Here is a 23,852-nt window from a genome sequence, read left to right as displayed (position 1 = left end):
AACTTTCGTGCCAGCACCGTGCCTCAATGAAATCAGGCATTTAGGGTTAACCCGTGTTACATTCACCCATGGGTCACACTGACTCGACTGAGTCCGAATGACTCGCCGATGCTTTTAAGTTGGAACACGGCGACCCGTCGCCTGCCTGATCATGAATGCCAAGACGCTGCTCGATACACTGATTCCCCTCGTCGACGACCTGTCGCGCGAGATGTCTGAAGAACAACGGTATCAACGCCTGCTGGACGCCCTGCGCACGCTCTTTCCGTGCGACGCCGCAGCCCTGCTCCGTCTCGAAACGGACGTACTCGTGCCCGTAGCGATCAGCGGGCTTAGCAGCGACACCCTCGGGCGCCGGTTCCGCGTCACCGACCACCCGAGACTCCAGACGCTGCTCACAGCCGACGGCGTCACGCGTTTCGCCCCCGACTCAACCTTGCCGGATCCCTACGACGGCCTCGTTCAAAGCCATCTTGGCGAGCTCGAAGTGCATGACTGCATGGGATGCGCATTGCGCGTCGGTGATCGCTCGTGGGGACTCGTCACGCTCGACGCGCTCGACCCTTCACGCTTTGACTCCGTCGATCTCGATGCACTGCAGGCGTTCGCGAGCCTCGCATCGGCCACCGTCAACGTCGCCGACCACGTCAACGCGATGGCGCGCAGAAGCGAGCAGGAACACCAGCGCGCTGAGGCCTATCGTCTCGCAGCGAACGCACAGGGGGTCGACATGATCGGCCAGAGCGCTCCCTACAAGCGCATGCTCGACGATATCAAGGTCGTCGGCGCCAGCGAGCTCACGGTGTTGATTACGGGCGAAAGCGGCGTGGGCAAGGAGCTCGTCGCGCATGCGATTCACGCCGCGTCATCACGAGCCGATAAGCCGTTGATCAGCCTCAATTGCGCCGCGTTGCCTGAGACGCTCGTCGAAAGCGAATTGTTCGGGCATGTGAAAGGCGCGTTTTCGGGCGCCGTCAGCGATCGGCGCGGCAAGTTCGATCTCGCCGATGGCGGCACGCTGTTTCTCGATGAAGTCGGCGAACTTCCGCTCACGGTTCAGGCGAAGCTGCTTCGCGTATTGCAAAGCGGACAGCTGCAACGTCTCGGGTCCGATCGCGAGCATCGCGTCGACGTGCGCCTGATCGCTGCAACCAACCGCGATCTGGCCGAGGGCGTGCGCGAGGGCCGATATCGCGCGGACTTCTATCATCGGCTCAGTGTCTACCCACTCGCCGTACCGGCGCTGCGCGAGCGTGGCCGCGATGTGTTACTGCTCGCAGGCTATTTCCTCGAGCAAAACCGCGCACGTCTCGGCCTGCGCAGCATCCGCCTGTCGACGGATGCGCAAGCGGCCTTGCTGAACTACACGTGGCCCGGAAACGTGCGCGAGCTTGAACATCTGATTGGACGCAGTGCTTTGCGCTCGCTCGCAGCACGCGATGGCCGTTCGAGGATTCTGACGCTCACTGCCGCGGATCTGGATCTGCCCGATCACGAAATAGACCCTACGCGTCTACGTGTGCAGGCGAGCGACGCCGATATTGCCTTCGAAGTCGGCGGTGAATCGACGGAGCACGCCGTCGAACCGGGATCGACAACGCTGCGCGATGCACTACAAAACTTCGAGCGCTCGATGATCCGGCGAGCGCTCGAACTGAATGGTGCGAGTTGGTCGGCGGCCGCTCGCCAGCTCGGCATGGACCGAGCTAATCTGAAACGCAGCGCAAAACGACTGGGTATCGAGTAATGCCATGTCAGTGCGGCAAGCGTGAGCGTGCAGCGTCGAGTTGGGGCAGCAAACGGTCCAGCACGGCCGGCCGCGTCACAAATGGATTGCCGTCCACGATGAACTCGCGCAACCACCGGAGTTGGACCAGTTCGTCAGGCAACGCGGCCAAGTGGTTGTCGGAAAGGCCCAGTTTCCACAACTTCACGAACCGCGATATATCCGGCTTCAGACTAGCGATTGCATTGCCGGAGGCAACGTAGTGCATGAGCGTGTCGTTGCACGCCAGGTCCGTCGGCAGTTCCGTAAAAAGGTTGTAGGCAATACTGATGCTTTGCAGCTTTTCTGCTTTCATCAGCGGCCCCAGGCCTGACAACTGATTGTTGCTCAAGAACACCGACCGCAGCTGAGGCATCTCTTCAACGACGTGAGGGACTTGGGTCAGCTCGTTGAGAGAGAGATCGAGAGCACTGAGTACTGGCAGCTTGGGGGCTTCACGTCCCGACACGACAAGGTCGTGATGGGTCAGCGCATTCTGCGACAGATCGAGCCGCACGAGACCGGGGACATCCGACAGTTCAACATGTGTCAGGCCACCCGCGCTGTACGATAGCGAAGTGAGTCTTGGCGCGTTATGCACACGCATCGCGAGCGCACGCACCGACGTCAGATCGACGTACTCAAGATTCGCAGCGTCTGCAATCTCGATCGAGCCGAGTGTCGGTAGTGCTCCCAGGTTATGTTGCACACGGGTCCCGATGCGGATCACGTCGCCCCCCACGATTCGCAAGTTATTCATGGCGGAGAGGTTAAGGGGATCTATGACAAGGGTCGCACCGGGCCGCATGACAAGCGTTTCAATGCTCGAAGGTCTGAGCCAGACGGGAATCTCCTGCAGTACAACCTCACTGAGGTCCAGCGTGGGTGCACCGAAGTGATAGGCAAGACGGATTTCACGCACTAGCGCATCGCTAATCTGATATCTCGACGCGTCATTCACGAAGACTTCTTCGATACCCTCGGGCAAAAGTAAAGGCTGTCCGAGCGCATCGATCAATCCGCCCCGCAGTCCGATCTTCGGATTCAGCGGAGGCTCATCGCCGAACCTGACTGTTCCGTCCGGCAACGTCTCAAGGCGACGGTATCCGTCGGCGAGTTTCACATAGGTCTGCTCACCGTCCTTGACGATCGCATAGCCAGCCAGGTCTGAGGCTCGAAGTACGAATGCAGGAGGTGATCCGGCCTGCATGCCCTTGACTGAAAGCGAGTGCTGCTCCACCGCCGCAATCGAATTGGCGTCGTGTACATCGAGTTCTGCAATATGAGTCTCGACAGCGCCCTGCTCCAGCGCGTGCGTGAGCGACGTGGAGCCGACTGCGTTACGCGCAGTCCCGGTGAGCGCGCCTTCCACAGCGCCCCGAGCCAGACCGGCGGTCCTGGCAGCCTCGTCTGCCGGACCAGCGATAAAAAACGTCGCGATATTCGCCAGGTCGAGCATGAAGTGCTCGACGGCTTCCGCGCGCTTGCCCGCTTCCGCCGCCTCGATACCGCACCACAACGGAACGATACACTTGAGTCCGCTGACGAAATCCGCCGCCTTCTGGTTGAAGCGCTGAAGCGCTGTCTCGTCATAAGAGCGCGTGGCCAACTCGCGTGCAACCACCTGCCCGAAGTACTCGCCCAGCGTGTGACCCACCGTCGCGTTCGTCAACTTCCCCGAGCCCGTCCATGGTGTGGACGACCATCGCATCTGGTCGGCGCCCTCGCTCATATCATCGATCGCGTCCGCTTCGAACAGCGTCTGCTTGTTCGCCTCGACGAGTCCGTCGAGCGTATTCGACGTAGGCGGAAAGAATTGAATCGGGCTTGACGGCGTGGCGTTGATCACGCGCCGCGGCCACGCTTCATTCAGCAGGTCTGCCAGATTCAACATCACGTACATCGGCGAATCGTTCTCGCCGCTGGCCGGGTCGACCTTCACGATCACGTTGTCGATCTTGCCCGCGTGTTCCCACTCCTTCGTGAAATGCATGCCGCCAAACGTGTCGCCGGATCCGCGATAAACCACCTTCGGCAACAACAGATGAACGCGATCGGGCTCAATGTCTTTCAACAGCCAAAAGCCATCGGAAGTTTCCGCCTGCCGGATGCGCTCATCGAACAAGGGACCCAGCGCACCACCGAGTTTGTCGCCAAACACCTGCCATCGCGTCGCGTACTCATCGTCAAGCACCGGCATTCCGAAAGGCGGGGTGACTTGCCTTGGATTGGCCAGATACGCCTCGATCCAATGTTCGAAGTGGCGCGAATTGGAGCCAGCATGTGCTGCAACGAGTCCAGTCGCCAGTTCGCTGCGCGACGGCGGTTGATGGGCGAGTACGTCGCGCAAGTGCATCATCGCGGGTAACAGACGATCGGTCGTTTCAACTCGCGAAGTGTTCAGTGCCGTGCCGATTCGGCGTTGCATGGACGGACGCAAAGGGTCCTGAATCGCGATACCGACCGTCTGCGAATGCGCGACGTCCTTCGCGTCATTACATTGAAGGCCAGAAGACTTCGCGTCGCTCGTCGTTCCGAGAATCGTGGCGAGCCCGGCATTGAACCGGGCGTTCGTCGCCTCAGCCGATGCATCCTGTTCGAGACCGCGATAGAGCGCGCGCTCCAGCGTGGCGGTCAAGCGCTTGATCCGTTCCGTTGCCAGCGACCCCTCGCCAGCGCGCGAGACGAAGTTCACCTCCGATAGTCTCGGCGCGATCGGCGTCGGAGACGAGACAGAGGCGACGGAGGCGACGGACATCAAGGTGGGCGTGAAGGCGGAGGTGGAGATCGGCGTCGTCATGGTTAACCCCTAGCTCAGAAGGAGCCTCCACCGTAATGAGCCGCTCACCTTCGGTATTGCCGATTTCGCTCGATATGCCGCACGGCGATCGATACGAAAGACCGGCCAGCCCAACTCCCACCGGATGACCTCTCACGCTCAATGACCTCACGCCGGACTTCATTCGTTGACACCGAAACGCCGGACAAACTTCAGCAACGCCAGGTCGTCCCCGCGCGCGCCGATGATTGAAAGTGCGAGCGGTCGGTCCTTGTCATCGCGAAACGGTATCGTGACTTGCGGATATCCGCCGAATGCCGCGACCGAGTTGATCGTCAACGCTTCGGTATAAAAGCGCGAGATGTCTCCGGCGGTAGCGCCTTTATCGAGCAGCGCGACCGGCGTCGTCGGCAGAACGAGAAAGTGCCCTGCCAGCAACGCATCGAGCCTCGCACGCCACTCTGCTCGCTGTACGGCGCACCGTTCGACTTCGGCATCATCGAGCGTCGTCATGCGCGCAAAGCGCGGCGCAATCGTGGCGCCGAAACGGGGGCGATGTGAAGCGATCCAGCTGCCGAGCGCGCGCCGGATATCGGCATCCTGAAGTTGCTGATAGACATGCAGCCATTGCGCGGGCTTCCCGTCGAATATCGACACGCCCTCGAGTGCGCCCATCAGCCCGGCCGCGTCGAGCAACGCCTGCGCATCGTCGGGCTCGTTTGCAGCGCGTATCGCGAAGGCTTCATTGAAACGCACGAATCGCTTGGCGATCGCCCTGGGTTCCACCGTGGCACCCGTGACGGCATGAGCCACTTGCAAATCCACCCAGCGTTCACGCGGCCGTGAAAACCGTGCGAGCCCCGCAGTGTCATCGGGCAATGCGCCTGCCGTCTCCACCGCCGCGGTGATGCCATTCGCATCCGCGTGCCGCCCTGTTCCAGACAGCCTGGCCGGAGACAGCAACGCGATGCCGACGCGCTCGAGCATGTCGGCTGAGCGCGCAAACCACCCCACCGTATCGAAGCCTGGTGCAAAGTCGATCACACCATCGGTCGGCACGACGCCGTGTGTCGGTCGAATACCCCAGAGTCCGCAGAATGCCGCGGGCACCCGCACCGAGCCCCCCGTGTCCGTACCGAGCGCGAAATCCACAACGCCCGCCGCCACCGCCGATGCCGACCCGCTCGACGATCCTCCCGGCAGCGCATGCGGCCAGCGTGCATTGAGTGGTGTGCCGTAATGCGCGTTCTCGCCCTCCAGGCTATAGGCAAGCTCATCGGTAATGGTCTTGCCTTCGACTGAAGCGCCGGCTGCAAGCAGGCGCGCCACCACGCTCGCATGTTCATGCGCCGGGCCGTGTGTCGCGAGCCAGTCGGGATTGCCTCCCCCCGTGCGCACGCCGGCCACATCGATCAGATCCTTGACGGCGAATCGCAGCCCGTCGAGCGGCCCTCTCCCCGTCGCGTCGACCCTGACACGCGGGCCCGGCACGAGGGCGCCTGTCGCTTCGAATGCGTCCTGTGCGTGATTCAACGACGTCGTAATCATCGCGCGTCGTCCCCGGCCAGTGTGTTCGATGTGTTCGATGTGTTCGATGTGTTCGATGTTGTCGAGGCGTTCACGGCGCCCTCTGCACGGAGCGCGGCCAGCACGCGCAGGGAATCCGTCACGAAGCCAAAGCACTTCTTGACGTTCCAGATCGTCGCTTCCGTGCAAAACGCAGGAGACGACGTTGCGCAGCAGTCCTCGAGCAGCACACAGCCGTAACCGAGGAAGTTCGCATCGGTCAGCGAGTGCAGCACGCACTGGTCAGTATTGACGCCTGCGAACATCACCGTGCGGACGCCAAGGTTGCGCAGGATGCTGTCGAGCGGTGTGTCCCAGAAGCCGCTGATCCGGTATTTGTCGACGAGGATGTCGTTCGGCTCCGGCTTGAGCTCATCGACGATTGCCGCCGCCCACGAATCCTTCTCGAGCACATGGGCACCATGGTCAGGCAAGGGCTCGCCAAGTCCAATGCCCGTGCCGGTCGGCTTATACAGATGTAGCTGATTCGGCGGCATATTCGCGAGGTCGGGGCGATTGCCCCAGTTGACCCAGATCACCGGCACACCGGCTTCGCGCAGTCCGGGCAGCAAGTTCTGCAATGGTGCAATCGGCGTGCGGTCAATCTCATAGTTGCCCCCGAGATGGGCAACCCATCCGCCTTTGGTGCAGAAGTCATTCTGCATATCGATTACGACGATCGCCGTCCGACGCAGGTCGATACGTACGTTCTGAGGATCACACGCGAGCGTCAGAGGCACCGGTTCGGGCGCCTTCACTGCCATGTCGACAAGCTCGGGCGTCGCCGTCCAGCAGACATTGTCCGAACATCCAAGACGGCCGGAAACGCGCGTCGCATCAGGTCCTTCAAGTTTCATCGGTGCTCACTCCTCATCGAAAAAGTGGGAGTCCGGTTGCGTGCGCGGCGCGTGTCGCGGCATGCCTCGCCGTCTCTGCACGCCCGTGTTTTCCGGCTCGCTCACAGGTTCATCTCATGCAACACCGGTCGCGCATTGTCAGAGTTGGCACCGAAGTTGCATTTTGGTTCATGAATAAGTCACTTACCCAAACGCAAAAGGAGTGCCAGTATGTCGATTGACTTTGTCTCGTTCATCACGCGGACCACACGCTCTGCCCGCTCGGTGGTCAAGGGCGTGCTTGTTGCACTCCTCGCCCTGGGCATCTCCACCTCCGCCATGCAAGCGTTCGCAGCCGATGCATTGCGCGTCGGCGTGCTCATCCCCGGGTCGAAAAGCGACAAGGGATGGATGGAGTCGGGATACGACGGTCTTGTCGCCGCTCAAAAGGAACTCGGCCCGCGCCTGAAAACGCAGATGATCGAGAACATCAACTACGCGGACATGGAGCAGGCGCTCACGAACCTCGCCTCGAAGAACGAACTGGTCATCGGGGTGGGCGGACAGACCCAAGCCGCGGTGATCAAGGTCGCGAAGCGCTTCCCGAACGTGAAGTTCTCGATCGTCGGCGGCTCCAAGGGCGCCGATATGCCGCCGAACGTCGCGGGCTATGACGTCAAGCAGGCCGAGATCGCGTACGTAGCCGGAGCTGCCGCGGCAATGCTCTCGAAGAACGGCGCAGTCAGCTACGTCGGCGGCATGGAGATCCCGTCGATCGTCAACGCCGGCAAGGAATTCGGCAACGGTGCGCGCTCGGTCAATCCGAATATCAAATACTTCGAGAGCTATACGGGCGACTTCGACAACGTATCGAAGGCCAAGGAAGCGACCGTCGCCGCCATCGCGCAAGGCGCCGACGTGCACTACCACATCCTGAACCTCGGCCTGCGCGGCATGGAACAGGCGGCGACCGAAAAGCACACGCACATCATTGGCAGCTATACGGACCGCTGCGGCTCCGACCCGCTCTATATCGCCTATACGATCACGGGCGTGGGCTTCCAGGTTCACTACGCCATCGACCAGCTCGCCGCCGGTACCTGGCAACCGGGATATAAGGCCTTCGGACTCGCAATGGGACCGAATGCATCGGGTATCGCCGTATGCGGCGCGACGCCGCAAATGAATGCCGCGCTCAAGAAGATCGAAGACGACATCCAGAGCGGCAAGATCAAGGTCTCTGAAGGCTGAGCGCGATGAATCAGCCCGCGTTCGCTTCCCAAGAGCCTTCACCGCATGAGGGGCCATCTGAAGGACGCCCCGAGGGCGAGCACGGGCGGCCGCACGCATCACGCCCCGTATTGCGGCTCGAGGGCATCGGCAAGCGCTTCGGTACCTTCCGCGCGCTCGGCGACGTGTCGGTGGCGTTGATGCCCGGCGAAGTGCACTGTCTGCTTGGCGAGAACGGCGCCGGGAAGTCAACGCTGTGCAACGTGATATTCGGCGTGCATCAACCTGACGAAGGCGCATTGTGGCTCGACGATGCACCGTACCGCCCGCGCAGTCCGCGCGATGCGCTGGCTAACGGCATTGCGATGGTCCACCAGCATTTCAGCCTCGTCGGCGACGTGACGGTGCTCGACAACCTGCTGCTTGGCCAGTCGCGCGGCTGGCTCGACCGTAAGACGCGCGCCGCCGAAGTCCGTGCGCTCGTCGATGATCTCGGCCTTGCGCTCGACCCCGACGCGCGCATCGCCGAGTTGTCGGTCGGCGAGCGGCAGCGTGTCGAAATCGTCAAATGCCTGATCCGCAAGCCACGCGTGCTCGTGCTCGACGAGCCGACGGCCGTGTTGCTTCCCGCGGAAATCGACGCGCTGCTCGAAGTCTGCGCACGCGTCGCCGCGCGAGGTTGCGCGGTCGTGCTGGTCACACACAAGCTCGCAGAAATCCGCAAAATCGCCACGCGTGCGACCGTACTGCAAAGCGGTCGCGTGGTCGCACGCTCGGATCATCCATCGGACGACATCGACCGGCTCGTGCGCGCGATGATCGATCGCCCCGAAGTCGCCCATCAGGGATCTCGCATCGCGCAGGACGCCGCTCTGCGTGCGGCCGTTGCGTCCCCGGCAGTTGCATCTTGCGACGTTGAATTTCCGGCCGTTGAATCTCCGTATAGCAAGCCACTCAGCGAAGAAGTCCTGCTCGTCGACGGACTCAGCGTGCGCGACGCGCAAGGTGTCACGCGCCTCGATCAATGCACGCTCGTCGTCAATCGCGGAGAAATCGTCGGCATCGCGGGCGTCGAGGGCAACGGCCAATCCGAGCTGGGTGCGGTGCTCGCCGGCATGATGCGCGCGAGTGAAGGACGGTTCTTTGTCGAAGGCAAGGCGCTCACGGACGCTTCACCGCGCGACATCACCGCCGCCGGCGTCGGCATCGTGCCCGAAGACCGGCACGCTGTCGGGTGCGTGACCGACATGAGTCTCATCGACAACCTGCTACTCAACCGGCTCGATGGTTTTTCGAAGCGCGGCTTCATGCGCCGAGGCGCGATGCGCACGCACGCCCTCGAACTCATGAAGCGCTTCGATGTGCGTGCAGCCAGCGTCGATGTGCGCTTCGGCGGCCTGTCGGGCGGCAATCAGCAAAAGGCCGTGCTCGCGCGTGAACTCACACTCGACAACCTGGTGTTGCTGATGGCTGCGCAGCCGACGCGAGGTCTCGATGTCGGCGCGGTCGCCGCCGTCTATGACCACATTCGCGCCGCACGCGATCGTGGCGCCGGTGTGCTGCTGATCTCCTCGGAGCTCGACGAACTCATGACCGTTGCCGATCGCATCGTCGTGCTCTACCGCGGCCGCATCATGGGCAGTTGCAAGCCCGACCCCACTCAACGCGAGCGCATCGGCGCCTGGATGGCAGGACACACTTCATGACTTCCTCTTCGTCTTCGCCCTCGCCTTCACCTTCGATCGCCGAGGCCGCCTCACCCTCCGTGTCACGCTGGATGCGTGCACCGCAAGCACGTACTGCGCTCGTGCTCGGCGGCGCGGCGCTGGTCGCCATTCTTGCCGCACTCGCACTCATCGCGAGCGTCGGCGTGCCGATTCTCGACGCCCTCGCTGCTTTCGCGGATGGCGCGTGGGGATCGGCCTACGCTATCGGCGCATCGATCAACCGCAGCCTCGCCTTCGCACTCGTCGGCATTGGCTTCGTGCTTGCCGACCGGGCGCGACTGACCAATGTCGGCGGCGAAGGGCAGATCGCGATCGGTGGTATCGCCGCAACGGCCATGAGCCTGTATGGTGGCGCCGGCCATTTGCCCCTTGGCATGGCCTTCGTCATGCCGATGCTGGTTGCCGCGCTCGCCGGCGCCGCATGGGGCGCGGTACCCGGCGTGCTCAAAGCCAAGGCCGGCACGAATGAGGTCATCAGCACGCTATTGCTGTCCTTTATCGCGGTCTGGCTGCTGTACTGGTGCGTTCAGTCCGAAGCACTGCTGCGCCAGCCGATGAGCAATGCGTCGACGCTGCCGGAATCGCTCGAGATCCCCGATGTCACAAAGCTGCCCTTGCTCGCCAGTGCGTCATCGGCCGGATTACATATCGGACTGCCGCTTACTATTGTTCTCGGCATCGCGGTGGCTATCGTCCTGCGCCGGACGCGTTTCGGGATCCACCTGCGCGCAGTCGGACTCAATCCGGTCGCCGCGCGCCGCGCGGGCATGCCCATCACCGGCACAATTGTCGGCGCGCTGGCGCTCGCAGGCGCCTTCGGCGGCCTCGCAGGCGCGCTCATGTTGCAAGGCGACCAATACTCGCTCAAGGCCGGATTTTCGTCGGGCTATGGCTTCGACGGTCTCGTGGTCGGCCTGCTCGCGCGCGGCTCGGTCACCGGCGTGTTTGCCGCCGCATTGCTGTTCGGCTTCCTGCGTTCAGGGGGAATCAATATGGAAATGGTCGCGCAAGTGCCCTCGGCGATCGTGCTGATCGTTCAGGGCATCGTGATCGTCGCGCTGGCCGGCGGGTCGTGGTGGCTCGACAAACAGGGAGCCTCACGATGAATGCTGCCATCGCGGCCGTCTTTGTCGGATCGTCGATCCGGTTTGCCGCACCGCTGATGCTCGCCTCGACGGGCGAGCTGATCAGCGAGCGCGCGGGCGTGCTCAATATGAGCGTGGAAGGGATGATGCTGACCGGTGCGTTTCTTGGCGCAACGGGTGCATGGGTCAGCGGCAATCCGGCGATCGGCCTGCTCGCGGGCATGCTCGGCGTGCTGCCCATTGCCTTGCTCCAGGCGTTTCTGAGCATCACCTTGCGCGCGAATCAGATTGTCACGGGTATCGGCATCAATATCCTTGCGCTCGGCGGCACCACCCTTGCCTATCGCGAACTCTTCGGCGAGCGGTCCAACGCCGCGATTCCAGGGCTCGCGCATTGGGCACCCCCGGGCTTGCGTTCGATTCCGGTGATTGGCGCTCCGGTGTTCGATCAGGTCTGGCTGTTGTATCTCGGCATTGCGATCCTCGTCGCGACGTCAATCATGATGCGTCGTACGGCGCTGGGCGTCGCGTTGCATGCGGTCGGCGCCGCGCCTCGCGCCGTCGATCAATCAGGTCTCTCGGTCACGCGGCTCCGCTATGGCGCGGTGCTCTTCTCGGGTGTCATGGCCGGCGCGGCAGGTTGCTTCATATCGATCGGCGATATTCATACCTTCACGGAAGGCATGACCAATGGCGTCGGCTATCTCGCGATCGCGGCGATTATCTTCGGCAACTGGAAAATCGGACGCACCGTGGGCGCGTGCCTGTTGTTCGGTGCTGCGACGGCGCTGCAGTTTCAGCTTCCGCTGATCGGCGTGCAGGTGCCAACCGCCTTGCTGATCATGTTGCCGTATCTGCTCGCGCTGATCGCGGTCGCCGGACTGATCGGCAAGCAGACCGCCCCGCTCGCATTGACCCAGCCATTCCGGCGTTGATGCATTGCCTCACGCCAGGGCAGCGTGCAAGCGTAATATCGGACCTCGGAATGCCCGGCACCGCTGCCGCGCCCTTCATCGGGTGCGGAAGCGGTGCATGTCGCTGCACCGATCACTGTCATCCGGACTGCACCACGATGCCACGCCCGACTGCTTCAACGAAAACCACCCGTGCGGTCAAACCCACGTCGGACGAGCCTGCGTCGGCCACTACGCTGACCCAGCGCCAACGGCTTGCCGCGAGCACGCGCGCCCGCATCTTCAAGATGGCCGTTCGCGAATTCGCCGACAAGGGGTTCAGCGGTGCGCGCGTCGAAACGATTGCGTCGCGTGCGAAGGTCAACATCCGGATGATCTATCACTACTTCGGCGGCAAGGAAGCGCTGTATATCGAAGTGCTCGAGCATGTGCTGTCGAATCTGCGCGACGAAGAACGCAAGCTCGAACTCGATGTCGAGCGTATCGAGCCGGCGACGGGCATTCTTCAGCTATACGACTTTACCGAGCAGCATTTTTCAGCGCACCCCGAACTGCTCAACCTGCTGTCCGCGGAGAACCTGAATCGCGCGCGCTTTCTGAAGCGCTCGAAACTGATCCCGAAGATCTCGTCGCCGGTGCTCGATCTGCTGCGCACTCTGATCGCGCGCGGCGAGGCTCATGGCGTATTGCGCCCCGGGATCGATCCGCTCCATCTTTACGTGCTGCTCGTGAGTTTGTGCTACTTCCACAAGTCCAACGCGTACACCATTTCCCGGATGTTCGAGACCGACATGCTCACGGCGGAATGGCAGGCCGCTCATCGCGAGCAGGCGCATCAGGTGATTCAGGCGTACCTGAGCCCGGAGCAATCGCGGCATGCAGGACTGACCGCTCGCTTGCCGCGCGTGACCGACCGCGCCGCGTAAATCGACGCACAGCGCGACGCATCGGCATTCTCACGATGGGCCTTCTAAACGACAAATGGCTTGTCGACGATCGTCGACAAGCCATTTGTGCTCACAGCGGATACAGATCGTAGCTAGCTAACCGATTAGAACTCGAACGTCGCGTTCGCAAGGAACGTGCGCGTCGCGCCCGGCAGAATGTAGTAGCCGTAGCCGGTCGTCCAGTACTGCTTGTTGAACAGGTTCGTAATGCCCGCGCGGAGTACGACGCTCTTGCCTGCCACTTCGGTTTCATACTTCGCGCCGATATCGACTGTCGTGTATGACGGCACGATATGCGCATTCGTGGCATCGACCGCCATGTCACCCGTGTACTTGATGCCCGCGTTCAGCGACAGTCCGCGGACCACCGGCGGCGAGTACTCCACGCGCCCCGTAAGCTGGAAGCGCGGGGTGCCGAAAATGCGCTTGCCATCGACAGTCGCATCGTCGACGCCGACTGCCTTCGTGTTCAGCGCGAGCACGCCTGCCTCGACACGCCAATCGCGCGCGAGCGACAGCCAGCCGCTTGCATCGAGACCCTGGTAGCGCTGCGTGCCGTCCTGCACGTAGACGTTGGCCGAGTTCGTATAGTCGTAGCCCTGGTCCACACGGAACAGCGCCACATTTGCACCCCATGCCTGATGGTCTGTTTTGTAGCCGACTTCATACTGTCTGCTACGCAGCGGGCCGAAGACGGCCGGATAGTTCGCATTGGTAAAGCTCGCGGCGCCGCCCTGCTGCAACGATTCGACGTAGCTGAAGTAGACCGTCGAATACGAATCGGTCTTGTACATCAGCGCAAAAGTCGGCGTGACCGGGCTCTTGCTGTACTGCGACGAATAGGTCTGGTCCGGGTTGTAGACGTCGTCGTGGTACTGCGTATAGCGCAGGCCGACAAGCGCCGACAATCGCTCGGTGAACTGCATCGTGTCGCTGGCAAACAGCGACGCCTGCGTAATGCGACTCTGGCGATACAGTTGCGTCGCGAGCGACACATCCGGGTTGTACAGCGAGATCGGCTGATACAGGTTGCCCGTGCCCAGGAAATAGCCGCTCGTCCAGCCCGGCTCGTTGTCGTATTCAGCCACCTGCGATTGCCACTCGGCGCCCGCCACGAGTTCGTGCTTGATAAAGCCCGTCTTAAACTTGCCCTGCAGCATCGCCGTCACGTCTTGATAGAAGTAACGCGTTTGCGCGCTGTAAAGCGTGTTGGAGTAGTCGCCCTGGTCATCGGTGACGTACAGCAACGAATCCTGGTTATTGCGGTTCAGCTTCGAGAAGCGATAGTTGATGCTCGCCTTCCAGTCGTCGTTGATCCGGTATTGCAGGCCTGTGCCGACCGACGTCGTCTGCGTCTCATACCAGTTCTGCGGTTGCGTGAGCCACTTCGTCACGGAACCCGCGTCGGGCACATTGTCGGAGCCGAGCATGATGCCGAACAGCGTGCCGGTCTGCTTGCGCTGCTGGTACAGTGCATCCGCCGTCCAGGTCAGGTCCGGCGTGATGCGGAAGTCGAGCGCCAGCGAAGCCACCTGGCGACGGATATGCCCATTCGCTTCCGCCGTGTTGCCCTCTTCGTTCACCGCGTTAAGACGGTAGCCGAAGCGATTGTCTGTCCCGAAACGGCCGCCAAGGTCGACGCTTTCCTGCCAGTCGCCTGCGGACTTGTAGCCCACCGAGACAGCGTGATACGGATCGTCCGTCGGTCGCTTAAGCACGTAGTTGACGATGCCGCCGGGCGCGCCGAAGCCGTACATGAAGCCACCCAGACCCTTGAGCAGTTGCACTTGCTCGAACGGTTCCAGCGGCAGGTCCATATCCCATCCGGTGAACGCCTGACCGTCGATCTTGTAGCCATTGAGCATGTCGACCTGAAGGCCGCGCACGCTGAATGTCGAGTTTTCAGCGGTGGCATTCGAGCCGATGACCGTGACTGCCGGGTCGTACTTGAACACATCATTCGCCGTGTAGGCGTTCAGATCCTTGATTTCCTCGCTCGATTTGACGTTCGTCGAGAACGGCGTGTCGACCTGCTTGCGATCGCCGAGGGCACCGCCGTTGATGTGGTCCGTGCGCAATGCATCGCTGGTGGCCGTCGCCTCGACGGTCACCGTCGGCAGGCTCTGCACCGGCAGGTTATCCGTCGAAGAGGCTGGCGCTGCGGAATTCGAAGACGCCGGCGCGGCGGCTGTAGCCGATGCAGCGACCGGAGTCGACTGCGCGAATGCCGTTGCCGGCAACGCGACGAACGTGGCGCTCGTCAGGCTGATGGCGGCGATGGCCAACGGGGAAAGGTGAAACGGTGCGGTACGGCGAGCGGCGATGCGACGGCGTGAACCCGGGCGCTGAATCTTCATGAGCGTCTTTTTCTGACCTGCGTAGCGGTAGCGTGTGAATGCGGTGACTCAAAGGATGTCGCGAGTCAAATCCGCTGTTATGCAATTGCGAATCGTTCGCATTATCAGTAAATGCGCAAACGTTTTCAACCACAAGATTGACGATCCCGTTCACTACGACGCAAATGTCAGGGCACTACCGGGGAGTTAAAACGAGTAAATGACTTGCGAAATCAGCGCGTTAGGACGCCAGGGACATTGATTTGCGTAGGCGCGTCGATGACGGCCCATGTGTTTCATGGCAACAACACCGGATGTCGGCGCGTTCACACGCGTCGGCATCCGGTATCCAAAGCAGCCCTACGCGCGCCCGAACGCGATATAGCGTTCGAGATGATGGTCCTGATCGCCGAACTGATGGTCGATCATGACAAGCCGTTTGGCGTAGTGAGACATTGCGAGCTCCCAGGTCATGCCGATCCCGCCGTGCAACTGGATGCTCTCTTCGGCGACACGCGTGCCGGTTCGACCGATCGTGTATTTGGCCGCCGAGATCGCACGCTCCCGCGCCACACGGTTCATATCGAGCGACGCCGCCGCATTGATGACCGCCGACCGGGCCTGCTCGATATCGATCAGCACATCGACCATGCGATGCTGAAGCGCCTGGAAACTGCCGATCGGCACGCCGAACTGCTTCCGCGTACGCAGGTATTCGAGCGTGTCACGCTTGACCACTTCCATCGCGCCGATTGCCTCGGCGCACAACGCAAGCGTGCCGCGCGCAATGGCGCGCTCGAGGACCGGATACCCTGCCCCCTCTTTGCCGACCAGCGCGTCGGCGCCGACCTTGACCGCCTCGAATCGCAGATCGGCCGCGCGCCCGCCATCGACACGCGCGTAGCCGACGGCACGCAATCCGGGCGCGGACTTCGGCACGAGGAACAGCGACACGCCCTGCTCGTCCTGCGCTTCGCCCGCCGTGCGCGCCGAAACGAGAATGCAGTCGGCCTGCTCGCCGTGAATCACTGCCGACTTCGCGCCCGTGATCAGCCAGCCATCGGCGGCGCGCTCTGCCAGCGTCTGCACATTGACCGACTCGTAGTGCGAGCCCGGCTCGTCGTGCGCGAGTGCCGCAACGACCTCGCCCGAGACGACGCGCTCAAGAGCGGCCTTATGGCTATCGCCGCCCGCTTCCGCCAATGCGGAACCCACGACCAGCGCGCCAAGAAATGGCTCGACGACGTTGCCACGGCCAAGGCTTTCGAATACCACGGCAATATCGAAGCCCTCGCCACCAAACCCTCCGTCGGCCTCGCCAAACAAGGCCGACACCGCACCCAGTTCGACGAGCTTGCTCCATGCCGCGCGATCAAATCCTTCGGGCGACTTTGCCGCTTTGTCGCGCACGTTGAAGCCATAGGCATCCGACACGTAGCGATTGAGCGTATCCGCGAGCATGCGGCGTTCTTCGGTATGTTCAAAGTTCATCGTGCTCGCCTCACAGTCCGAGGATCATCTTCGAGATGATGTTTCTCTGGATCTCGTTGGAACCACCGAAGATCGAGAGTTTGCGGAAATTGAAGTAGTGCGCCGCAGGTCCACGCGCACCATCGACCGGCGCTTCGAGCGACTCGGTGTGATCGAACTGCGCGAGCGCGTCGATGCCGAGCACGCGCCGTTGCAGCGCCGTGATTTCCTGACGGATTTCGGTGCCGCGAATCTTGAGCATCGAGCTTTCCGCGCCGGGCGCTCCACCGCCGGCAACCGCGGCGATCACGCGCAGATTCGTGGTCTTCATGTTCTCGAGTTCGATCTCGACACGCGCAACACGTGCGGCGAATGCGGGGTCATCGAGCAGCGAGCGGCCATTGCGACGGCGCCCAGCAGCGGTACGCTTCACCTCGTCGAGCGCCGCAATCGACCCGCCGACACCGGCGATATTCGTGCGTTCGTAGGTCAGCAGATATTTGGCGTACGTCCATCCGCGATTCTCTTCGCCGACGAGATTCTCGACCGGCACGCGGACGTCCGTGAAGAAGACCTCATTGACCTCATGATCGCCATCGAGCGTGATGATCGGGCGCACCTCGATGCCCGGTGTCGTCATGTCGATCAGCAGAAAGCTGATGCCCTCCTGCTTGCGCGCATCGGTTTCCGTGCGCACGAGGCAAAACATCATGTTGGCGTGCTGACCGAGCGTGGTCCACGTCTTCTGGCCATTGACGACGTAGTGGTCGCCATCACGCACGGCAGTGGTCTTCAGCGATGCGAGGTCAGAGCCGGCGCCGGGTTCCGAATAGCCCTGGCACCACCAGTCTGCGCCGTTGAGGATGCGTGGCAGCCAGTGGCGTTTCTGCGCCTCGCTGCCGTATTTGATGAGCACCGGGCCGAGCATGCCGACGCCAAAAGGCACGATCGGCGGCGAGTCCGCCAGCGCGCATTCGTGCTCGAAGATATAGCGGAACACCGGGCCCCAGCCAGTGCCGCCGTACTCGACCGGCCAGTGATTGGCGAGCCAGCCTTGCTCGTTGAGGATCGCGTGCCAGGCCTCGATATCCGCCTTGCCCAGCGTCTGCCCTCGGCGGACCTTGTCCGACAGCGCAGCGGGCAGCCTCTCTGCGAGAAACGCCTGCACCTCGCGCCGGAACACCTGCTCGGCTTCAGTAAAGTTCAGCTCCATCCACGTCTCCGGTAGTTGTCGAGTCGGCGAACGTTGTTGCGGTATGGGAACGCATTCGGCAGCGGCCAACCGGTGCTCACTATGCACCCTGTCGGCCCCGCCTCATGGGCAAGATGCCCTCTCGCATCCGGGACTTCGCACTTTTTCGCACGACCGTCCACTTTTATACCGCGTCAACGCCGATTCGTCACGGGCGAAGCACGTAGATTCAGTACAAACCCTGATCACCGCGACGCATGGCAGCAGGCGTGACGATCGAAAGACGTCAACCTGCTGCCACCCTCCGCGGCGGACTTCAACGGGATGCACCCTGCCGCAACTTGATCCGGCTCAGGCAACAAACGCCAGTTCCGTCGGCGCGTCCTCGCGGATCAGCGCACGGCGTTTGAGCTCGCCCCAGAATTCAGCCGGAATCGGTGCGCGGCACGTCTTGACGTTGTCGTCGAGCTGGGCCGGCGTACGCATGCCAGGAATGCATGTCGGAATCGCCGGATGTGCGAGAACGAATTGAAGCGCGGCTGCCTTGAGCGGCACGTTGTAGTCGCGGCAGACGTCTTCGATGCGGCGCACACGATCGAGAATGTCGGCCGGTGCTTCGGCATAGTTGTAGCGCGCACCGGGTATCGCCCCCGTTGCGAGGATGCCGCTGTTATAGCCACCGCCGAGCACGACCGAAATACCCCGCTGCTCGCATTCGGGGAGGAAGCCGTCGAGTGCATCCTGCTCGAGCAACGTGTAACGCCCGGCGAGCAGCAGGCAGTCGAAATCGACGCGACGAATCGCGTCGTAGGCAACTTCCCACTCGTTGACGCCGACGCCGATGGCTCGCACCACGCCTTCGTCACGAAGCTTGAGCAGCGCACGCGCCGCACCCGACACGGCGGCTTCGAACATCTGCGGTTGAACCTGTGCGCCATGCGTCGCAATGTCGATATCGTGGATCAGCGCGATGTCGATCCGCTCGATGCCCATGCGCTGCAGACTATGCTCGATCGAGCGCATCGCTGCGTCGTAGCTGTAGTCGAAATGAATCTTGAACGGCAGGCCGTCGGCCCACGGCGTGAAGTCGATATCTTCGCGGCGTGCGGGCGTAAGCATCCGGCCGACTTTTGTCGAGACCACATATTCGTCACGCGGGTACCAGCGCAGGCTGTGCCCGCATCGCGCTTCGCTGAGACCATGGCCGTACATGGGCGCGGTGTCGAAATAGCGAATGCCCGCATCCCATGCGGAGCGGATCAGCGTATGACTGTCTTCTTCGCTGACCGGGCGAAACAGATTGCCGATCGGCGAAGCGCCGAATCCCATGATGGTCGTCTGAAGGCCGGATCTCGGCCAGGTGCGTCGCGTTGCAGGGTTCACGTTGGCACATTCTCCTGGGCAGGTCCCGATGAATCGGAACGTCATCGGGATACATATTGAAGATCGAAACGCGGGCGCGACCGCCACGCAACGATGCGAGGCGGTCGCCTGTCTGAAGATGAAACGGCTCGGACTACTTGACCTTCGACGCGGCCACGAGCTCCTTCACACCCGCTTGCGGATCTTCGCTCGAATTCATGAACTTCGTCACAGCATCCGTGATCGCCCCCGCCGTCACCGTTGATTGCACCATGCCGAACGCAAGCGAAGGCAGGAAGCCACCCGACTTGAGCGTGCTTTGCTCATCGGCATACGACTTCTTCGCACAGTCGTCGAACTTCGTGACCGGCACATCGAGCCGCACCGGAATCGAGCCCTTGTACAGGCTGAACTGTTCCTGGAACGACGTCGACATGATCGTCTTCGCCAGCGCGATCTGACCGGCAGACGCCTGCTTCGCGCCGTGCTGCTCGAAGAACGCAAACGAATCGACCGTGTACGTGAAGCCGTTTGCCGTGCCCGGCGTAACCGCGCACACATAGTCGTTGCCCGGCACCTTGTTGGCGTTGGCGAACTCACCCTTGGCCCAGTCGCCCATAAACTGCATGCCGGCCTTGCCGCTGATCACCATCGCTGTGGCGAGGTTCCAGTCGCGTCCGACATAGCCCTTGTCGAAATAGCTTTGAATCTTGCGCGTCGTCGTGAACACATCGACCATCTGCTGCGAACCGAGCGTTTTCGGATCGAGTTCGATCAAGGCCTTGCGGTAGAAATCCGGACCTTGCGAGAGCACGACGTTTTCCCAGACCGTCATGTCTTGCCAAGGCTGTCCGCCGTGGGCGACCGGAACGATGCCGGCCGCACGGAATTTATCCGCAAGCGCGAAGAATTCCGGCCATGTTGCGGGCGGTTTGCCGCCGACCTTGTCGAGCGCGGCCTTGTTGATCCAGAGCCAGTTGATCCGGTGCACGGAGAACGGCACGGCAACGTAGTGCTTGCCCGCGCGCATCGTCTGATCGATTTGCGGCGGCAGCTCCGTCTTCCAGCCGCTCGCGGCCGAATCGATCGGCACGAGCATGTCCTGGTCGGCCCAGTCCTGAATCGACGGGCCCTTGATTTGTGCAGCGGACGGTGCGTTGCCCGCGATGACTTGCGCCTTGAGCGCGGTCATCGCCGCGGCGCCTGCGCCGCCGGCGACGGCGAAGTCATCCCACTTGAAACCCTGCTGCGTCATGTCGTCCTTGAGGACGCCGATGGCCTTCGATTCGCCGCCCGACGTCCACCAGTGCAACACCGAGACGGACTCGGCAGCTATCGTTGGGGTGCTGGTCGCGAGCATGGCGATCGATACGGCCGTCGTCGAGACGATGCCCTTCGCGAACCCCTTCAAGCGTCCCTTTCCTCGTCCCTTTCCTCGCCCTTCCACCAACGCTTCGTCGAATCCCTTGGCGACACCCTCAAACCGTTGCAACGGCGCGCGGCGTGCTGCTTTGTCGAAACCTGCATTCATGTCTGTCTCCTCCGGTTGCCGGCGATCGTGCGCCGGCTTTGATTACGGGGTGAATCTGCTTCAGGACGAGCGAAGCCGCGCGCCCGATATCAGGTCGAGCGCGTGCGAACCGCCGTGGCAACGGTCGTCAGAGCGTTTGAGTTGCGGCCGATGCGCCGGCCGCGAGCGTGAATCGAACGAAGGGCGACCGCGAAGTGCAGCGCGGCGCGTTATGCAACGGCGCGGCCGCCCTCCATGCGTCAGGCGACGCCGGCGTTTTCCCGAGCGAGACCGATCTGCGCTTTGCCCAGGCTCGTCAGGTCATCCGCGAGCGCGCGACCGTCGAAGCCGGTTTCGAAGTTATCGGCCGGAAAATCCGGGGGGCTGCGGCCATCCCGGAACGCAGGCAACTGGCGTTCGAGATATGCGTCGTTCTTCGCGCAAGCCGGCACCGACGCGATATACATCACGTTGCTGTAGCCCTTGCCGCGATGCTGGTCCTCGACGGCGTGAATCACATCGCTGTGCCAGAACACCGTATCGCCTGCCTGCATATGCGGGATCGACACGAGCGCGTCATACAGCGGCGCGTGCCACTTTTCATTGATCGACAACGCGCGGCCCGGCAATGCGCCACACAGATCGTCGTCGGCCACATCGTCCTGCAAGGCGCGCAACAGGATGTACGCCATCGCGTTCGCGATCGGCACGAGTTGCAGCGTGCCGTCGCCCGGCCCTTGCGGCGTGAGCGCCGTCCAGCCCTGGAAGGTACGGAACATCGAGCAGACCGCCGGCGAAGCGATCTCGCGCACTTCGGTACGCCATGCCGCATCGAACGCGTCGTAGTCGCGCCATTGCCCGCTGAACACGTGGCGATAAACCTGCCGGAAGTTTTCGTCGAGCCAGCGCTCGACCGAGCCGCCGTCGCAGTGCGCCGACAGACCCAGCGATTCCGAGCCCGGCGGACGGCGGCGAATACGATCGGCATAGACCGGCACATGCTCGGGATCGAAGTGCTGGATGCCGTTGCTCTCGACCTTCCACAGGCGGTTCAGGAACACGCGGGCGGCTGTCAGCTCCGCAGACTGGCGCGCTTCAACCTGCGGCTTCGACCAGTAGATCCCGTAGATCTGCGGCTTGCTCGACTTGAGCTCGCCGAAATACTTGTCTTCGGCGCGATGCTGCAGCTTCTCGTCGAGACCGTTGCGCTCGACGTAGTCGCCGATTTCCTCGTCCCATCGCGTGGCCTGCTCACGCGAAAACACCTGACGGATCACGCATGCCCCGCGCTCGCGAATGGCCGCGATCGTCGAAGCCTGCACACGGCCGGCCGCGATGTCGGCGAACGGCAACTCCGGAATGCTCTCGGCGCCGCGCGCACGCTCTGCGGCGATCGCCTTCGCCTGGCGAATGACATCGGCCTCGACCTCCCGGAAAATCTGCACGTAATTCGGCAAACGCGTGCGCAGTTCGCGCTTGGCGCTGCGAATGGCGGAAGGAAGATCGTCAATCTGAAGCGAGGTCATCGTTGTCTCCGGCACGTCTTGAATGTGCAGTGAGCATACGACCGGCGTTTTCGGCAAAGTGATACGATTCAGCCAAACATTGTGCAGATTCGGCCATGAAGCCAGCCTATGAACATGTGTCGTTCGGCGACGGTTGTTCGGTACGGGTTTACCACCGGCAGTTACCGCGCATTCCGTTCGAATGGCATCACCATCCCGAGTACGAGCTGACCCTGACGCTCAATAGTCACGGCAAGCGCTATATCGGCGACTCGATCACCGCCTACGACGCCGACGACCTCGTGCTCGTGCCGCCCGACCTCCCACATACGTGGTCGTCGAATCGCTCGATCGACGCCGACGCGCCCCAGGTGGCGATCGTCGTCTGGTTCAGCGGCGAATGGGCGCGGCGTCTGGCGGACTGCTGCGCCGAGTATGCGGGCTTGCATCGTTTGCTGCGGCGCGCAAGTTGCGGACTTGCGTTTGGTGCCGAAATGGGCCGCGCTCTCTATGACAAACGCGCGTCGATCCTGTCCGAATCGCCACGCGAACGCCTGGCCGCCGTGCTCGATGCCTTGTGCTTGCTCGCCGACGCGCCGGCCGAGCCGCTCGCCTCCCCGAGCGCGTTTGCCGCGCCCAAGGGCAAGGACGGAGCGATCGAACGCGGCCGCCCGACGGGTCACGAGCCCGAACGCATCAATCGCGTGCTGTCGCTGATTGACACCCGATTCGCCGAACCCCTGCGCATCGCCGACTTCTGCGAAGCAGCAAGCTTGTCGGAACGCTCGCTGCACCGGTATTTCATTCAGCACGTCGGCGAGAGCGTGAGCCGCTATTTGCTGCGCGTGCGCATCGGGCACGCTTGCCGGATGCTGACCGACACCGCATGGCCGGTGTCCGTGATCGCCGCGCGCTCCGGCTTTCCGAACGCCGCACACTTCAATCGCCAGTTCAAAACCCTCAAGAACACGACGCCTGCGGCGTTCCGCAAGCAATTCGCCACCACCGGTTTCGAGCCGGACACCGCCGCGACGCCCCTGACGGCCCGCTCGCCGTCGCTCGAACGCCCTTCCCGGCGCCAGGCCGCGTAAGCGTTCGCGACGCATCCGCGCGGCGCTCAAAGCCTGCGGACCGGCTTCCACCACGCCTTCGTGGGGCCTGCACTTATCCGCCCCCGGTCATGCCACGCAGCCCTGCATACGCTGTTCGTCACACAAATGCCTCGGGCGACAGCCTCGTCGTCGCGGCGACACTTGCATCGGCAAGGTTTGCTGCGCGGAAAAAAGATCAAAAGAAATTCTGTCTTGTGTTGGGTTGCGCGCTTATTAATCGCAACCCATTTGATACTTTTGGAGTTGCACACACCCCGTGTGCGATTGGTCTGTTTGCCCCGCGCCGTTCCCCGACGGTTCGGGGCTTTTTTTCGGGCATGCCGCATGCGCGCGATCCTGCGTGGACAATCGCCGCCCGCTCGGTGACATCGGCTGCGCAAGCGCGCATAGTGATGTCGGTATCGACGCGAATGACGTCAAACGCTTCGGGCTGGGTCGCCGGGTCGCTGGGTCGCTTTCTTTCCTGCGTTCTCTGCTGTGTTGCGCGATTTGTCACTAAACAGCAACCCGACCCCG

17 protein-coding genes are annotated in these 23,852 nt (G+C 62.4%); 8 read left to right on the top strand and 9 right to left on the bottom strand.

What is annotated here, in order from left to right; all coding sequences use genetic code 11:
- Positions 1 to 151: 151 nt before the first annotated feature.
- Positions 152 to 1,747, top strand: coding sequence for a nitric oxide reductase transcriptional regulator NorR (norR, locus tag ACMFWR_RS09035; RefSeq protein ID WP_413194654.1), 1,596 nt, complete (start codon positions 152 to 154; stop codon positions 1,745 to 1,747).
- A 7-nt stretch (positions 1,748 to 1,754) separates the two neighbouring features.
- Here norR and ACMFWR_RS09030 read toward each other — a convergent pair whose 3' ends face one another.
- A complete protein-coding gene (locus tag ACMFWR_RS09030) occupies positions 1,755 to 4,403 on the bottom strand; it encodes a leucine-rich repeat domain-containing protein (RefSeq protein WP_413194653.1) in 2,649 nt (882 codons plus the stop codon).
- Here ACMFWR_RS09030 and ACMFWR_RS09025 point away from each other — a divergent pair.
- Positions 4,393 to 4,578, top strand: coding sequence for a hypothetical protein (locus ACMFWR_RS09025; protein WP_413194652.1), 186 nt, complete (start codon positions 4,393 to 4,395; stop codon positions 4,576 to 4,578). The genes ACMFWR_RS09030 and ACMFWR_RS09025 overlap by 11 nt on opposite strands.
- Before the next feature lie 146 nt (positions 4,579 to 4,724).
- Here ACMFWR_RS09025 and ACMFWR_RS09020 read toward each other — a convergent pair whose 3' ends face one another.
- Entirely contained in the window at positions 4,725 to 6,092 is a 1,368-nt protein-coding gene (locus ACMFWR_RS09020) for an amidase family protein (RefSeq protein ID WP_413194651.1), read from the bottom strand.
- Positions 6,089 to 6,967 (bottom strand): cysteine hydrolase family protein, encoded by an 879-nt coding sequence (locus tag ACMFWR_RS09015; RefSeq protein ID WP_413194650.1) that lies wholly within the window; start codon positions 6,965 to 6,967, stop codon positions 6,089 to 6,091. The genes ACMFWR_RS09020 and ACMFWR_RS09015 overlap by 4 nt, the downstream gene beginning before the upstream one ends.
- A gap of 210 nt (positions 6,968 to 7,177) precedes the next feature.
- Here ACMFWR_RS09015 and ACMFWR_RS09010 point away from each other — a divergent pair, with 210 nt between their 5' ends.
- The 5 genes from ACMFWR_RS09010 to ACMFWR_RS08990 all read left to right on the top strand — a co-directional run bounded on the left by ACMFWR_RS09010 (position 7,178) and on the right by ACMFWR_RS08990 (position 12,828).
- Positions 7,178 to 8,197, top strand: coding sequence for a BMP family protein (locus ACMFWR_RS09010; RefSeq protein WP_413194649.1), 1,020 nt, complete (start codon positions 7,178 to 7,180; stop codon positions 8,195 to 8,197).
- Positions 8,198 to 8,202: 5 nt separating this feature from the next.
- Positions 8,203 to 9,882, top strand: a complete 1,680-nt coding sequence (locus ACMFWR_RS09005; protein WP_413194648.1) for an ABC transporter ATP-binding protein — start codon at positions 8,203 to 8,205, stop codon at positions 9,880 to 9,882.
- A 71-nt stretch (positions 9,883 to 9,953) separates the two neighbouring features.
- Positions 9,954 to 11,009, top strand: coding sequence for an ABC transporter permease (locus ACMFWR_RS09000; RefSeq protein WP_413194832.1), 1,056 nt, complete (start codon positions 9,954 to 9,956; stop codon positions 11,007 to 11,009).
- Positions 11,006 to 11,923, top strand: coding sequence for an ABC transporter permease (locus ACMFWR_RS08995; protein ID WP_413194647.1), 918 nt, complete (start codon positions 11,006 to 11,008; stop codon positions 11,921 to 11,923). Before ACMFWR_RS09000 ends, ACMFWR_RS08995 begins: the two co-directional genes overlap by 4 nt.
- A gap of 137 nt (positions 11,924 to 12,060) precedes the next feature.
- Positions 12,061 to 12,828 (top strand): TetR/AcrR family transcriptional regulator, encoded by a 768-nt coding sequence (locus ACMFWR_RS08990; RefSeq protein ID WP_413194646.1) that lies wholly within the window; start codon positions 12,061 to 12,063, stop codon positions 12,826 to 12,828.
- Positions 12,829 to 12,953: 125 nt separating this feature from the next.
- Here the strand turns inward: ACMFWR_RS08990 and ACMFWR_RS08985 are convergent, their stop codons facing one another.
- The 6 genes from ACMFWR_RS08985 to ACMFWR_RS08960 form a co-directional block, all read right to left on the bottom strand.
- Positions 12,954 to 15,206 (bottom strand): TonB-dependent siderophore receptor, encoded by a 2,253-nt coding sequence (locus ACMFWR_RS08985; protein ID WP_413194645.1) that lies wholly within the window; start codon positions 15,204 to 15,206, stop codon positions 12,954 to 12,956.
- A 339-nt stretch (positions 15,207 to 15,545) separates the two neighbouring features.
- Positions 15,546 to 16,676: an acyl-CoA dehydrogenase family protein gene (locus ACMFWR_RS08980; RefSeq protein ID WP_413194644.1), complete on the bottom strand. Its 1,131-nt coding sequence runs from the start codon at positions 16,674 to 16,676 to the stop codon at positions 15,546 to 15,548.
- A gap of 10 nt (positions 16,677 to 16,686) precedes the next feature.
- On the bottom strand, positions 16,687 to 17,868 hold the full coding sequence (locus tag ACMFWR_RS08975; RefSeq protein ID WP_413194643.1) for an acyl-CoA dehydrogenase family protein: 1,182 nt from the start codon (positions 17,866 to 17,868) through the stop codon (positions 16,687 to 16,689).
- A gap of 330 nt (positions 17,869 to 18,198) precedes the next feature.
- Positions 18,199 to 19,230, bottom strand: a complete 1,032-nt coding sequence (locus tag ACMFWR_RS08970) for an aldo/keto reductase (RefSeq protein WP_413194642.1) — start codon at positions 19,228 to 19,230, stop codon at positions 18,199 to 18,201.
- 133 nt (positions 19,231 to 19,363) lie between these two features.
- Positions 19,364 to 20,569, bottom strand: a complete 1,206-nt coding sequence (locus ACMFWR_RS08965) for an ABC transporter substrate-binding protein (protein ID WP_413194831.1) — start codon at positions 20,567 to 20,569, stop codon at positions 19,364 to 19,366.
- Positions 20,570 to 20,979: 410 nt separating this feature from the next.
- Positions 20,980 to 22,245, bottom strand: coding sequence for a DUF1479 domain-containing protein (locus ACMFWR_RS08960; protein ID WP_413194641.1), 1,266 nt, complete (start codon positions 22,243 to 22,245; stop codon positions 20,980 to 20,982).
- 95 nt (positions 22,246 to 22,340) lie between these two features.
- On the opposite strand from ACMFWR_RS08960, the gene ACMFWR_RS08955 reads away from it, so the two are divergent.
- A complete protein-coding gene (locus ACMFWR_RS08955; protein ID WP_413194640.1) occupies positions 22,341 to 23,315 on the top strand; it encodes a helix-turn-helix domain-containing protein in 975 nt (324 codons plus the stop codon).
- Positions 23,316 to 23,852 lie beyond the last annotated feature (537 nt).

The organism is Pararobbsia alpina (assembly GCF_965118125.1).
Taxonomy (GTDB): domain Bacteria; phylum Pseudomonadota; class Gammaproteobacteria; order Burkholderiales; family Burkholderiaceae; genus Pararobbsia; species Pararobbsia alpina_A.
Note: the sequence above shows the minus strand (reverse complement) of the source record. Positions and strands in the feature narration are given on the sequence as shown.